Here is a 14083-nt window from a genome sequence, read left to right as displayed (position 1 = left end):
TTACCAGTGCCGTACCGGCCCGGTATCAATATGCACAAAGTTGCTGCTGGGGTAGTATCCTACACCACCCGCGCGCAGAGATAACGCTGCTTTGCGAATATTACTCAGAGCAATCCCTTCAATATGGAAATCCATGGCCTGGCCCTTGGTGTGATAACTCTGTTTCGCCACGCCACGGCTGTGCGCGCGTAGTTCATTATTGGTATCAATAGAACGATAGCCGGAAATGAGTTGCACGGGCTTGCGTGTTCCCAGCAGCCCCTGCAGGCGAAAGAGATGGTCAAACAGCTGAGGATCGATGGTTTTAATTTTATTCGCGCGGTAATCACGGAAAAAATGATTCAGTTTTGCTAATTCATCCTGAATATAGCCTCTGCCATCAAAGAACTCAGCTTTAATAGACTCTCCGGTATTCAGATTATTCAGCGTCAGAATACGCGGTCGTGGCGTGGAAAGGGTAGCAAACGCCTGCGTTGGTAACATGGCTGCGCCAAGAGCAACCCCACCCAACGCCAGCAGTTTGCGGCGATTAGCGTCAAATTTATCCATGATAATAAATTCTATAGATAAGCAAAGTTAAACGTAATTTATGCACTTCTTTAGCGCACGAAAGGCACCTTACCGGGCTACAAACGCCGCGTCAAGGCAGCCTCCCCCCAGCAACCACGGGCTTTGTAGCTTACAAAGCCCGTTTATTGCCAGTTATTACGACAATGCTATTTGCCAAACTGCTTCATTTATCTGATTAATTGTTCAGCTTTTGGCAAGATTTGTGCGCCCGATCGCGCAGTAAGATCGTAATTGTAAATATCTGTACGATACTGCGTGCGACCATCAGCCCCCACAAACGCGGTCAGATAGTAGAGATTAACGGGGATATTGTGTCGAATATTCACATAACGGGTATAACCCTGCTTTAAGGCATCGGAGATACGCGTATCGTTCCATCCGGCATCCTGCAACAGCATATTTGCCAGTTCAGACGCCTTATTCACCCGCACGCAGCCAGAACTCAACGCCCGCGTCTCTTTCTGGAACAGGTTATGGTTCGGCGTGTCATGCAAATAGATGGCATCAGAGCTCGGCATATTGAATTTGTAACGACCAAGGGAGTTCTGTACGCCCGGCGCCTGCTGGAAACGGAACGGTAAATTCGATGGCGTAATCGTCGCCCAATCAACCATTGACGGATCGATCGCCTCTTTGCTGTTCCAGCCGCGCAGCACGGTATAACCGTGGCGTTCAAGGTATGTCGGATCGTTCAGAACCTTCGGAAGAATATCCTGGCGCGCCAGCGTCGGCGGTACGTTCCACGGCGGATTGACCACCACATTGTTCAGTGCGCTGCTCATCATCGGCGTTTTGCGATCGGGGCGTCCGACAATGACCCGCGATGCCAGCACCTGGCTGCCGTTGAGATAATAAACCAGCGAGTACTCCGGAATATTCACCATAATGCCGGTGGAAAGCGTCGCTGGCAGCAAACGTAACCGTTGGATATTGAGAGCCAGCAATGCAGCACGCTGCGACGGGCTGACATTCAGCCAGTCACGCGTGCCCTGGCCAATCACGCCATCGGCATGCAGCCCCTGCCAGGCCTGAAAGCGTTTTACGGCCTCAACCAGTTGCCGATCGTAAGCCGCACGCGTCGGTACTTTTTTCCTGGGCGACGCAACTGAGGTGCTGACTGCGACCTGATCGCCAGGCAGCACGATGTTCGGCCCGCCCTCCAGCATGCCGGTACGTTGCAAGATCTCGCGCAACGCAGGAACATCGTTGCTCCACTGCCCTGGTCGCAGCGTGACGTTACTGGCGATTTGCGGCCACGGACGAGAATCCCCCACCAGCGTCAGCAATGACTGGTGCATGGCAGCATATTGCGGATGGTGTGGCGCAAGGCTCTGAATGAATGACGGCAGCGAACCGTTATCCAACGCCAGTTGCCACTGATTGATCACTGAAATCGCCGGCGTTGCCAGCGCATAGGGTTTGTCGCTATAAAGCCAGCGCTGACCTTTCGCCTGAATACCGGCAACAAAATGCAGATAGCCCAGCATGGCGTCAGAGAGCACGACATCACGCGCCATACCGGAAACACCCGGATCGGTTAACAGCTCAACCCAGGTGGTAAATTGCGGCTGGAAACCGGCAATCGCCACTTCCGCCAGTTGCTGTTGAAACGCCTGCACCGCATCGCGGTTATCCCACATGGGTTTCTGGCCGCGCGCCGCATACAGGGCCGCCAGTTGATTCATATAGACGGGCGTCCAGTTGGCAGGCAATTGCGACTGCAACTGTGCGCGAACATCTGCCACAGAAACACCAGCAGGATAAGGCTTCACGCCGATTAACATGGCGGTAGCAGGCGATTGTGCCTGCGGCTGCTGTAACACGGTCGGCTGATCGCCCGGCGTGGCGGAACTATCAACCGGCACCATTTCAGGCTCATCGGCCTGTACGCTGAACAGTGGAGCAAATGCCAGTGCCAGACACAAACTCAGCGCTGACATCCGACGACCATTTAACTTCTTAAGCAACATCCCTTGCCCCCTGTTTCTCTCACATTGCGCGTGACGTGTGCGTCACCTTTTCTCAGTATATAAAGACAAAAAAGCATTTGCCTTACCTAATGTAAAGAAATTTAAAGATGAAATGCAGGCCGCAGCGGCCCTTCCCGTAATAAAAAAGGCGACATCGCTGTCGCCTTTGTCATCTGCCCTACCGTTAAGAGGCATCCGCCGTACCAGGGAGCGTTTCCGGCAGTTGGGCGGCAAAACCACGCAGCCCCACGACGTGTACATGCTCATGATTCTGGAAGACTTTACGCACCAGTTTGTAGGTGGTGCCTTTCTCCGGACTGATATTTTCCGGTGCCGCGATAATCAGCTGCATCTCCAGACGTTCGCACAGCTCAAACAGCGTAGCGATGGAGCGGGCATCAAGACGCGCCGCTTCGTCGAGGAACAGCAGACGACACGGCGAAATGTCCTTGCCGCGCAGACGACGGGCTTCGTCTTCCCAGCTCTGCACCACCATCACCAAAATCGACATCCCGGTACCGATCGCTTCACCGGTCGACAGCGCGCCCGATTCCGCACGCAGCCAGCCGTCGGAACCACGGTTAACTTCCACTTCCATCTCCAGATAGTTGCGGTAGTCGAGCAGCTCTTCACCGATGGTTTGCGGCGTCCGCTGGCCCATATCAACTTGCGGATTCAGACGCTGATAGAGTTTCGCCAGCGCTTCCGAGAAGGTCAGGCGGTTACTGTTAAACAGATCCTGATGCTGCTCATGCTGTTCAGAAAGCACCGCCAGCAGCGTCGCATGGGTTTCACGCACGTTCACGTTCAGCCGCACGCTGTTGACCTGACCAAACGAAACGCTTTGCAGCCCCTGGTTCAGCATGCGAATACGGTTCTGCTCGCGCTGAATGGTTTTGCGGATGATGTTCGCTACGCTGCGGGAGCTGATAGCCAGCTTCTGCTCGCGCGAGGTCAGCTCTTCCGTCAGACGGCTCAGCTCGATCTCCATCTGTTCGATCGCTTCCACCGGATCGTCAGTGCGAATAATATCCTGACGGATACGTTCGCGCAGATGCTGATACACCGCCACAAAGAACTGGATCTTACGTTCCGGACGCTTCGGATCTTCCGACATCCGCAGCACATCGCGCAGGTGTTCGTTATCCGCTACCGCCAGACGCAGCGCACCCAGCGCTTTATCCGACATGGATCGCAGTTCGTCAGCCGAAAGATAGGCCAGCTCGCGACGGTGCAGACGGCGCTCGACGCCATTGTCTTTCACCATGCGCATTACCGCGCACCAGCCCGCTTTTGCCGTTACCACCTGCTCGCGCATTTCGTGATAATCACGCTCCAGGCGGCGCAGTTTGCGGGTCAGGTTATCCATCTCCGCTTCACAGAAGGTGAGCGCTTTTTCCAGTTGATTGCGACGCGCGCGGTTCGTGGAGAGTTGCGCATGCAGTTCATCACGACGAATACGCGCCCGCTCTTCCGCACCGCCGTCGGCGCGTACGCCGATCTCCTGCAACTCTTTTTGCAGATCGTTAAGCAGCTCTTTTTTGGTATCAAACGAACTTTTCAGCGAGGCCAGCACCTGATTGTACTGGCCGAACTGCGCGGCATGGCTGCGCATCGCTTCACGCGCCCGGGTACGTTCGGCTTCCGCCTGCTCCAGACGCTGACGCAGCTTCTCGTTCAGATCGTTGTTACCGTTGAACATCTCCGCGGAATCGGAGTAGCTGAAGTGCGCGCGGCGCTGTACCACTTCCGCCAGCACAAACGCTTGCTGGCGAGCGTCGCGTTGCACCTGTTGGGATGCGGCATAATCGGCTTTTAACTGCTCAAACTGTTCCGGATCGCTTTGCAATACCGAAACGACCGGTTCCAGTTTTGCCAGTTGGTTACCAAACTGCTGAATGAAGCGCGCGGCTTCCTGCGCTTCGTCCAGGCGTTCCTGTATTTCATCAACGCGATCGGCCAGCGTATCGTCAGCCAGCAAATTCACGCGTGGCAGCAGGCGGTTAAGCTGGGCAACGCCCTCTTTCGCCTGTTCAAACTGCACGCGGTTTTGCTGGTTGTCGTTTTCATGGTTGCTGATAGCCCGTTCCAGCTCGCCGCGGCGACTGTTGAGCGCGCGGATTTCCGCTTCCGGATCGTCCTCAAACGCAACCGCCAGATGGCTGCCGATAAAGCGGCTGAATGCCTGATGCAGACGCTGCGTTTTTTGCACATCGAAAGAGAGCGTGGCAAAACGCTCGGCCAGCGCTTCACGCTCGGCGTGCAGGCTTTCGATACGGCTTTCACGCGCCGCGCGGCCAAACAGCGGCAGCGTCGGGAAACGCGAATAACGCCACTGGCGATCGGCGATTTTCACCACCACCGCTTTTTCCAGCTCGTCAACGGCGAACACGCTGTCATCGAAGGATTGCGGATCCCCTTCGATCAGATAGAGATCTTCCGGGCAATCTTCCAGCCCTTCCAGCATCTCCGCAACCTGCGACAGATCAGGAACCACGATGGCGTGACGCGACGGGCCATACAGCGCTGAATAATAGGGCGCATCGTCAATGCTGACATCGTCATAAATTTCCGACAGCAGCACACCGCCAAAACGTTCCGCCAGCGCGTTCAGACGACTATCTTCCGCACCGCCAGGCTGGCTTAAACGTTCAATTTCATCATCGACGGCACGTTTACGCGCGCCGACTTCATCACGCTCAACGATCGCTTCGCGCTCACGCTCCAGCAATTGTTGCAGGTATTCCGTCACTTGCTGGCCAGATTCGAACGCTTCGCCACACTGCTCGCTCAGTTGAGTCAGGCTGTTCTGCGCCGCCAGCCATACCGGCGCGCGTTTGGTCAGCGTCTGAATGCGCGATTGCAGCTGTTCCAGCTCCTGGCGCAGCGTAAGACGCTGTTCACCGGCGGCGGCAACGTTATCGGAAAGCGCAGCGATTTGCGCTTCCAGTTCCTGATGCAGATTTTCCAGCTCTTCGACGTCATACTGTTTGCCCTGACGCTTGCAGAACTCGGCGAACAGGCGCTCGGCTTCCTGCTGCTCACGCAGACGCTGTTCCAGCTCGTTCAGACGCATGCGCAGCGGCTGCACCTGTTCAGCCAGATGGCGCTGGTTTACACCATCGCGGAGCAACTCGCGCGCCACTTCCCAGGCTTCATTACGCGCCAGCGGACCGTTGATGGCGGCCACCAGTTGGTAAGCCTGCTCGAACTGGCTGTGCGCGGTCTGCGCAACGCTTAATTTCTGATCCAGCGACAGCAGTTTTTCGGTCGCTTCCTGCTCTTTGGCCTGGAAAGTTTCCAGCCATTCGTCAGCGGTTTCCGACGTCAGATCCGGCAGGCGACACAGCTCTTTTGCCCGCTCCAGCGCCTGCAACGCCTGGTTGTACTGGATAGCGCGGGTTTGCTGCACATCCAGCGCCTGCTGGTAATCGGCAAGCTGGTTTTTCAGCTCATCCACTTCCAGCTCGGCGGCTTCAGCGCGGGCTTCGTTCTCTTCCTGGCGCTCGGCGGCTTCAGCCACCACTTCATGCTGCTCTTCGAGGCGAATCTGTAACTCTTCGAGATCCGCTTCATAGCGTTCGATTTTTTCCTGCTGGCGCAGCGCCGTTTGCACCAGGTTCAGATGATCGCTGGCCGCCTGGTAATCGGCTTCCAGATCGCCTTCCGCACCGGCATGTTCCGCCAGCTCGCGCGCCATATCGACATGCTTATACTGCTCGCCCGCCAGCTGCTGGCGCGAGGTAAACAGATCCCGGCGGAACTCCAGCGCTTTATCCAGATGCACGCGGCGCTCATTGGCGTGGCGCATATAATCCGCCGCCACATAGTTGGTGGCTTCGCTGATCAAATGTTTGAACAGATCGCGATCCGACTGGGTCACACGAATCGCTTCCAGCGTCATCCGGTTTTCGCGCAGCGCCGCTTCCATATCCTGGAACGCTTTACGCACGCCGCTGTTTTCCGGTAACAGATAGTCGCGCAGCGAGCGGGTGATGGCGCTGGAGATCCCGCCGTACAGCGAGGCTTCGATCAGGCGATAGAATTTGCTGCGATCCGATGCGGAACGCAGACGACGCGCGACGATGCCCAGATCGAACATCAGCGCGTGGTAATCGGTGATGGAGTTGAACTGTTTAAACTGCACCCCTTCCATCGCATCCAGTTTATCTTTCACTTCCTGCAACGACAGCACGCGCGCCTGGCGCTCGTTCAGCGTTTCGGTCAGCAACTGCGTCGGCAATATGGAGGTCGGCAAGCCCTGAATGGCGAAAGGTTTAATATCTACTTTACGATCGCGCCCCGCGACCTGTTGCAGACGCACCCCCACCAGCACACGCTGATGGCGGGAGTTGATCACATCCAGCACCGAATAACAGACACCGGCTTTCAGCTTACCGTGCAGCCCTTTATCACGGGAGCCAGAGGTCGCGCCCGCTTCGGTGGTATTACGGAAGTGCAGCAGCGTCAGATCGGGGATCAGCGCCGTGACAAACGCCGCCATGGTGGTGGATTTCCCGGCGCCGTTCCCCCCGGAAAGCGTGGTAACCAGCTCATCCAGGTCAAAGGTGCGGGCAAAAAAGCCGTTCCAGTTAATCAGCGTTAGCGAACGAAATTTACCGCGATCGATCATTACTCTTCCTCCGAGCTATCCGGCTGATTTTCTTCAGGCTCATCATTGAGCTGCAGGTGGTTTTCGACTGGCATGGCTTCACCGTCACGGATCATACGCAGTTGCGCTTCGCGCGGATCGTCGCCGGAGCGGACATCTGCGCCAAAGCGGAACACCGATTCCGTGATGCGGAATTTGCTGCTGTCATTGCCCATAAACCAGATCATGCCAAGGCGACGCAGACGGTTGAGCGAGGAGCGTACTTTTTCCTGCAACTTCTGCCGGTCAAGATCGGAGCCGGTTGAGCGGTTGTTGACCAGTTTCAACAGTTTCGGTTCATCGGCCAGCGACAGCAGTTCGTCGTACAACTCCTGCTGCGTGAAGATCCCTTCATTCGCCAGACGCTCCGGGCTCAGGTACAAGTAGCAAAGAATTTTGCCCACCATCATATCCAGCTCAGAAAGCACCGAACGCGGAATTAGCGTGGTGGAGCGCGGGCGCAGATAGAAGAAACCTTCCGGCGCACGGATCAGCTCCACGTTGTAACGTGCGTAAAACTCTTCCAGATATTCCTGAAAATCCATCAAAAAGGCGTGATTATCCAGCTCGTCAAGGCCGATATGCCGTCCTGAGCGCAATGCGCTATCGAGCGCCGGAAACAGTGGGTTAGCCAGCGCCTGCGCCAGTTTAACCGGCATCACTTGTTCAATATTTGTCGATGACATGCGCCTGTACCTTGGCTCCGTAATCATTAATCGGCTGCCATTTCGGCGGCAGTCCGGTGAAATCTGCTTGCGCTACGCCAAGACGTACCGCCTGATCGACCACAATACGCGCGATGTCGAAATGCCGGACACGCGGATACTGCGTCAGATATTCGCGGGCGACCAGCCCAAGATCCAGCGGCACACCTTTGGTTTTATAAATCGCCAGTTGCTGCTCAATCATTGCCGCCAGCTGCTCGCGGATTTCGTTAAACTCTTCGAATTCCAGATCCGGCGGCAGTTCACCGGTCACCTCTTCATCGCGCAGCGCCATCTCTTCATCGCGCATATCCAGCAGCCTGTCGGCGTTGGCGTAGGTCAATGCCCACGGCGCATCAAAATAAGACTGCACCGACTGGCGCAGACGCTGAGCGAAGACGCGGTTTTTATCCATATCGATAGCGGTACGGATAAATTTGTGCACGTGACGGTCGTAACCGATCCACAAATCGATCGACTGCTGGCCCCAGCTCACGATGCGATCCAGCTTGCTTTGCAGGTTGAACACCAGTTGATCGAGGAACTCCAGATCGTCGCGGCCGACGGTGGCATCCTGAATGCTCAGCAGATTCGCCTGAAGTTTGTCTCCGGCGGCATCCAGCGTATCCTGCAACTCACGCAGTGTACCGGAGGTTTCTGACAGCAAAAGTTCACAGCTGGAGATGGCCGCCCGCCAGTCTTTATTCAGCAACTGGGCGATATCATCTTTCACCTGCTGCTGCTGTTCATCCATCAGGCGCTGGGTCAAATCGATGCTGTCGAAAATCTCCGCCACCGAATATTTCAGCGGCGCAAAGACGTTACGATGCCAGTGAAATTCGTCGCCGTCTTCTTCCGCCGCGTCAGCAGCGCGTTTTAGCTCGCCGGCCACAATCGACAACTGCATAGAGAGGCGCAGCGTGGAAAATTCACGCTGGCGGATGTAGTAATCAGTGATGCCGATGCCGAGCGGCGTCAGACGGTAGATCGCATTGCCTTCCACCAGTTCGCTGGTAAAGCGGTTTAACAAACGCTGACGCACCATGTCATTGATAGCGTTATTGGCGCGCTGAACGATGGTTTCGCTGGTTTGCTCAAACGCCTCACTGACGTGACGAAACGCGTCGACCAATTCACCTTCGCTCATCTCGCCATCAAGACGCTCACCGTTGAGCGTGGCAACAGCCAGCAAAAAGGAGAGCCTGTCGACCGGCAGCGAGATGGAGAAATCATTTTTCCTGGCCCAGGCAACCAGTTCGGGGACTGTCTGGGAAAATTCACTCATCGTTTGTCCTTCCATCGATTTGCGGCTTAAGCGCTGTCACGTGAATATAGCGGCCAAGGCTGATATACGGCTCCTGACGACAAAAGCGTGTTTCAAGCTCGAGCAATGCGTCAAAACAGTCGTGCTGTTGATGTTTTTCACGCAGGTAATCGTGAAAAACCCGTACGCCGGTTTTACCGGTAATGCGCCAGCCAATCTGTTCGAGCCAGCCGTAAACATCCGCAGGATTACGCGGATAGTCCGGGGAAAGGGTGCGTTTTTTACGTTTTGGCATACCTGCTTTCACGTAGTCGAAATTCCCTGCCACCATATTGTGCATTAGCAGACCGTCGGCATTATAAAACATCAATGACAACGCGCCGCCCGGGCGCAGTACCGACCATAATATTCCTAACGCAAATACTGGTTCTGCCACCCATTCAAGCACAGCATGGAACAATATCAGATCAACGGGCGATTCCAAATGCTCAGCCACATCCTGAACGGCGCATTGTACAAAATGCATGTTACCGCTCACACCTTTCGCCTCTGCTGCGGTTTGCGCGCGCGCGATCATCTCTTTTGACACATCGCACAGGGTAACGTGGTGGCCCAACTGCGCCATCCGAATCGCCGTTTGCCCTTCCCCTCCGCCAGCATCCAGAACCCGCAACGGAACATTGCCACACGTTGCCAGCAGAGCGTCAAGATCCTGCCACAGGATCGCCTGGCGCAACTGCCCTTTGGTGGTGCCGTAGATGTTGCGCGAGAATTTCTCCGCGATATCGTCGAAGTTACGATCCTGCATGCACGCTCCACGCTTTTGGCAAAACAGCTATTTTGTCACAGCCGTGACGAGAATGAACCCATCTGGTGTAAGATCGGCTGAAATCACTTGCTGTATGCTCAAAAAGGAGACGGTTCCGGTGCTTTTCACCCTAAAAAAATTCCTGGGCGGCCTGTTGCTTCCCCTGCCTTTTTTGCTTTTGGTGATCGGGCTGGGGGTTATGCTTGTCTGGTTCAGCCGCTGGCAGAAAACGGGTAAGACATGTATTACTTTCGGCTGGCTGGTTTTGCTGCTGTTAAGCCTGCAACCGGTCGCGGATGGTCTGCTAAAACCTATCGAAGCGAAATATCCCACCTGGCGCGGCACACAGCCGGTGAAGTATATCGTCGTCCTCGGCGGTGGTTACACCTGGAATGATGCCTGGGCGCCCAGCTCAAACCTGATTAATAACAGTCTGCCCCGCCTGAATGAAGGGATTCGCCTCTGGCAGGCCAATCCGGGCGCGAAACTGATCTTTACCGGCGCGGCAGCGAAAACCAATCCGGTCAGCACGGCAGAAGCTGGCGCGCGCGTGGCGGAAAGCCTTGGCGTCCCGCGCAGCGAAATTATCACGCTGAATGATCCAAAAGATACGGAAGAAGAAGCGGCAGCGGTGAAGCTGGCCATCGGCGATGCGCCATTTCTGCTGGTGACCTCCGCATCCCATTTACCGCGAGCGATGATTTTCTTTCAGCATGCAGGGCTGCATCCGCTCCCCGCGCCGGCAAACCAGATGGCGATTGCGTCGCCGCTGAATCCCTGGGAACGCGTTATTCCTTCCCCGGTCTGGCTGATGCACAGCGACCGGGTAGGCTATGAAACGCTGGGGCGTATCTGGCAGTGGCTGAAAGGCCGTTCAGACCAGCCAGGGGAGCAGTGATTTCGAGGCGAGATCAAAATTGGCGCGGTTAAATCTGCCGGTGTTCACCAGTTGCGCCACTTCGTCCCAAAGCAGATAGAGCCAGCGCCGCCAGAGGAAAGATTCCGCCACTGGCGCGCGCTGTAAATAGTGCCAGAGCAGCCCTTCCGCCTGCGGCCCATCAACGAGACGAAACAGCTCATATTCACGGGGCGCCCACAGCATAATGCCTGGGCCCACCATCGCCAGGAGCTGATCGCTGCGGGCATCCTTCAACATACTGCGCAAATTAAAGCTGCCGTGCACCAGCACGCAGTTATCATTGAAACCATCAAACAGCGCGGGCAGGCATTCGCGGGTACGGAACAACAACCGTTTATCCTGCATGGTTAGCCCGGTATTCTGATATTGATTGAGGGTCGTCCACAGCACCTCCACGCGCTGGCGATACCATGATGGCCAGATATTTTCCTGGGTGCTGTCGACCATGCCGACACAACCGTGGCTGTCCTGGCGGTGCCAGGCAAGCAGCGCTTCAACGATCTGATCTTTTAACTGTTCCCAGCGCTCCGGCGTGCGCGTCGGGGCTTCAACAGGCACGCCGCGCAGACGCTCAATCAGCAACACATCGGGGCCGGGATGTTCTTCATGTGTCATCACCCCGTATACCACCGGCATCCGCACTGCACCGCTCCTTGCCAGCATTGAGATCTTCCAGGCCAGTTGGCGAGCAATGCCCGGCGTAGAGAAACTCCGGGCCAGCAGCGGCATCGGATTTCCCTGGCTGTCATACAGCGACCAGAGTACAGAATCAGGCTTTTCGCTGACACACTCCATGCGGCTCAGTTTTTCTCCCAGCAGATGGCTCAGTTCAGCGCGCAGTTGTTCCATAGCAGAATGCCCTCACAAAAACGACTGCTTTTATAATGAGCGCCCGCAGGACGGATGTCACCCTGGTAAGATCAAAACAGCGCAGGAATTTGGCGGGAAACGGAAAATCCCCTCCGGACAGAGGGGATGAAAGGCTTAACGCAGCTCCAGGCGAACGCGTTCAAGATCGTCTTGCGTATCCACGCCCGTACCCGGCACAACGCTTGCCACGGCAACATGGATCTTCTCGCCATACCAGAGCACACGAAGCTGCTCCAGCATTTCGATTTGCTCCAGCGGGCTGGTTTGCCAACTGACATAGCGGCGGATAAACCCGGCGCGATAGCCGTAAATACCGATATGGCGCAGGAAGGTGTCACCTATCGTTTCACGGGAAAGTGCAAAACGGTCACGATCCCACGGGATCGTGGCGCGGGAAAAGTACAGTGCATAACCTTCGGCATCCATCACCACTTTAACGGCGTTGGGATTGAACGCCTCTTCTGCGCTGTGAATAGGCACGGCGAGCGTTGCCATACCAACATTGCGAATGCTGAGATTCTCAGCCACCTGACGAATAATCGCTGGCGGGATCATCGGCTCATCGCCCTGGACATTCACTATCACCGTATCGTCGCTGAAGCCGCATTTTTCAACCACTTCGGCCAGGCGCTCGGTTCCGGACTGGTGATCGGCGCGGGTCATGCAGACTTCACCGCCAGCCGCCTGCACCGCGCGCATCACCTCTTCGTTGTCCGTTGCCACAATGATGCGATCGGCGCCGGATTCACGCGCGCGTTCCAGCACGTGCACCACCATCGGTTTGCCGTTGATATCCACCAAAGGTTTTCCCGGCAAACGCGTGGAGGCGTAACGCGCAGGAATAATCACAACGAAACTCATGGCCGGCTCTCTTCCGCAGTTAACGAACGCGCTTCGGTTTCCAGCAAGACCGGAATGCCTTCCCGCACCGGGTAGGCCAGACTGTCGATTTTACAGATCAGCTCTTGCTTATCCTGGCTGTAGTAAAGTTTGCCGTTACACACCGGACAGGCAATAATTTCAAGCAAACGGTGATCCATCTTTCCTCCTGATACACCGACAATTAATGAATTAAGCTTATCACATTCATTTCTTACACCGCGTCTATTTCCAGCCCGCTGCGGCAGGCAGAAAACAGCCCATCCGGCAGACGCGCAAACGTGATCCTTCGGGCCCCCTGCCAGCGGGCAAATTCCGTAATGGCATTTTGTAGCCCCTTTTCCAGCGAGCGGCCAGGCTTAACCCCATCTTCAAGATAGAGCGCAATCACTTCCAGTACGCCCTCTTTGCGGTGCATTTTGGCATCCATGCGCCCCACCAGCCGCCCACGATGGAGCAGCGGCAACACGAAATAGCCAAACTGCCGCTTAGGCGCCGGGGTATAGCACTCCAGGCGATAGCTGAAATCGAAAAACTGCTCTGCCCGTTTGCGATCCCAGACCACCGGATCAAACGGTGACAGCACCGCGCTGTGCGTAGCAGTGAGTTTATCCTCCTGCGCCGTTGCCAGCAGCGGCAATAGCGAGGCGTGCAGCCAGGCCGGGCCAAGGGTTTCAACATTGACCGGATAAATTTGCCCGGCTTCCTGCAACTGCTCCAGCAGCAACGGCAATGCCGGCTGACGCAAACGGTAGTAATCTGCCAGCCACTGAGCGCGAAACACCCCGAGACTGCGGGCGCTGTTTTCCAGCATTCGGTACTCCGCAACCTCCTGCGACAGCGGGTCCCGCTCATCATCCCAGTGCGGCATTACCCGCTGCGTAAGATCATAGACACGCTGGAAATTACGGCGTTCGACAACCATCACTTTCCCGGCCGTAAACAATCCTTCCAGATGACGCTTGTGAGGTTTCCACTCCCACCAACCGCTGGCACCCTTACGCGGGTGTTCAAAATCGGCTGAGCGCACCGGCCCATTTTGCTCGATATGGGCAACAAGCTGCTCAATCTCTTCGACATGCTCCTGCATCCACTCTTTACGATACTTCCAGCCCATTGTGTCAGGCGCCAGCATGCGGTGGCGCACAAGGGCAAAATCATCGCGCGGCAAGAAACAGGCTTCATGTGCCCAGTATTCCATCAGTTCACCGCGGCGTAGCGCGTCGTCAAGCCAGTGCTGTGGATACGGTCCGAGGCGGCTGAACAGCACCAGATAAGGGCTACGGGCAACAATGTTGATAGTGTCGATTTGCAGCAGCGACATACGCTGGATCGTAGAGAGAATATCGGAAGGTGTGACGCGTCTGGCAGGTTTGCGCAGTAAACCTTGCGCGGCGAGATGTAAATGACGGGCAGATGTTAACGAGAGTTGCGGCACAGACATGGAG

The 14083-nt window shown here is 56.0% G+C and carries 11 protein-coding genes; 1 reads left to right on the top strand and 10 read right to left on the bottom strand.

Features of this window, described 5'->3' with window-relative positions:
• From C0557_RS08160 to cmoM, 6 genes are all read right to left on the bottom strand, one after another.
• The gene (locus C0557_RS08160) at positions 1–549 is read right to left on the bottom strand and encodes a YcbK family protein (protein WP_208658104.1); all 549 of its coding nucleotides are present in this window, start codon (positions 547–549) and stop codon (positions 1–3) included.
• 188 nt (positions 550–737) lie between these two features.
• Positions 738–2540: a L,D-transpeptidase gene (ldtD, locus tag C0557_RS08155; protein ID WP_208658103.1), complete on the bottom strand. Its 1803-nt coding sequence runs from the start codon at positions 2538–2540 to the stop codon at positions 738–740.
• A 184-nt stretch (positions 2541–2724) separates the two neighbouring features.
• Positions 2725–7173, bottom strand: coding sequence for a chromosome partition protein MukB (mukB, locus tag C0557_RS08150; protein WP_208658102.1), 4449 nt, complete (start codon positions 7171–7173; stop codon positions 2725–2727).
• Entirely contained in the window at positions 7173–7877 is a 705-nt protein-coding gene (gene mukE / locus C0557_RS08145; RefSeq protein ID WP_043954037.1) for a chromosome partition protein MukE, read from the bottom strand. The genes mukB and mukE overlap by 1 nt, the downstream gene beginning before the upstream one ends.
• Positions 7858–9180: a chromosome partition protein MukF gene (gene mukF, locus C0557_RS08140; RefSeq protein WP_074775630.1), complete on the bottom strand. Its 1323-nt coding sequence runs from the start codon at positions 9178–9180 to the stop codon at positions 7858–7860. The genes mukE and mukF overlap by 20 nt, the downstream gene beginning before the upstream one ends.
• Entirely contained in the window at positions 9173–9967 is a 795-nt protein-coding gene (gene cmoM / locus C0557_RS08135) for a tRNA uridine 5-oxyacetic acid(34) methyltransferase CmoM (protein ID WP_208658101.1), read from the bottom strand. The genes mukF and cmoM overlap by 8 nt, the downstream gene beginning before the upstream one ends.
• A 118-nt stretch (positions 9968–10085) precedes the next feature.
• Here cmoM and elyC point away from each other — a divergent pair, with 118 nt between their 5' ends.
• Positions 10086–10865 carry an envelope biogenesis factor ElyC gene (gene elyC / locus C0557_RS08130; protein WP_208658100.1) on the top strand — a complete coding sequence of 260 codons (780 nt, stop codon included), beginning with the start codon at positions 10086–10088 and terminating at the stop codon, positions 10863–10865.
• Here elyC and C0557_RS08125 read toward each other — a convergent pair.
• The 4 genes from C0557_RS08125 to C0557_RS08110 form a co-directional block, all read right to left on the bottom strand.
• Positions 10842–11735, bottom strand: coding sequence for a YcbJ family phosphotransferase (locus C0557_RS08125; RefSeq protein ID WP_208658099.1), 894 nt, complete (start codon positions 11733–11735; stop codon positions 10842–10844). The genes elyC and C0557_RS08125 overlap by 24 nt on opposite strands.
• Positions 11736–11870: 135 nt before the next feature.
• Positions 11871–12617: a 3-deoxy-manno-octulosonate cytidylyltransferase gene (kdsB, locus tag C0557_RS08120; protein WP_208658098.1), complete on the bottom strand. Its 747-nt coding sequence runs from the start codon at positions 12615–12617 to the stop codon at positions 11871–11873.
• Positions 12614–12796 (bottom strand): protein YcaR, encoded by a 183-nt coding sequence (ycaR, locus tag C0557_RS08115; protein WP_007374147.1) that lies wholly within the window; start codon positions 12794–12796, stop codon positions 12614–12616. The genes kdsB and ycaR overlap by 4 nt, the downstream gene beginning before the upstream one ends.
• Before the next feature lie 53 nt (positions 12797–12849).
• Positions 12850–14079: a winged helix-turn-helix domain-containing protein gene (locus tag C0557_RS08110; protein ID WP_208658097.1), complete on the bottom strand. Its 1230-nt coding sequence runs from the start codon at positions 14077–14079 to the stop codon at positions 12850–12852.
• Between the last annotated feature and the right edge of the window lie 4 nt (positions 14080–14083).

The organism is Kosakonia sp. MUSA4 (assembly GCF_013085925.1).
Classification (GTDB): Bacteria; Pseudomonadota; Gammaproteobacteria; order Enterobacterales; family Enterobacteriaceae; genus Kosakonia; species Kosakonia sacchari_B.
This window is presented reverse-complemented; position numbering and strand designations above follow the sequence as displayed.

Bases quoted from the DNA above. Each gene is read 5' to 3' on its own strand.
- kdsB (WP_208658098.1), bottom strand. From the start codon at position 12,617: ATGAGTTTCGTTGTGATTATTCCTGCGCGTTACGCCTCCACGCGTTTG.
- C0557_RS08160 (WP_208658104.1), bottom strand. From the start codon at position 549: ATGGATAAATTTGACGCTAATCGCCGCAAACTGCTGGCGTTGGGTGGG.
- C0557_RS08110 (WP_208658097.1), bottom strand. From the start codon at position 14,079: ATGTCTGTGCCGCAACTCTCGTTAACATCTGCCCGTCATTTACATCTC.
- mukF (WP_074775630.1), bottom strand. From the start codon at position 9,180: ATGAGTGAATTTTCCCAGACAGTCCCCGAACTGGTTGCCTGGGCCAGG.
- mukE (WP_043954037.1), bottom strand. From the start codon at position 7,877: ATGTCATCGACAAATATTGAACAAGTGATGCCGGTTAAACTGGCGCAG.
- C0557_RS08125 (WP_208658099.1), bottom strand. From the start codon at position 11,735: ATGGAACAACTGCGCGCTGAACTGAGCCATCTGCTGGGAGAAAAACTG.
- ldtD (WP_208658103.1), bottom strand. From the start codon at position 2,540: ATGTTGCTTAAGAAGTTAAATGGTCGTCGGATGTCAGCGCTGAGTTTG.
- ycaR (WP_007374147.1), bottom strand. From the start codon at position 12,796: ATGGATCACCGTTTGCTTGAAATTATTGCCTGTCCGGTGTGTAACGGC.
- mukB (WP_208658102.1), bottom strand. From the start codon at position 7,173: ATGATCGATCGCGGTAAATTTCGTTCGCTAACGCTGATTAACTGGAAC.
- cmoM (WP_208658101.1), bottom strand. From the start codon at position 9,967: ATGCAGGATCGTAACTTCGACGATATCGCGGAGAAATTCTCGCGCAAC.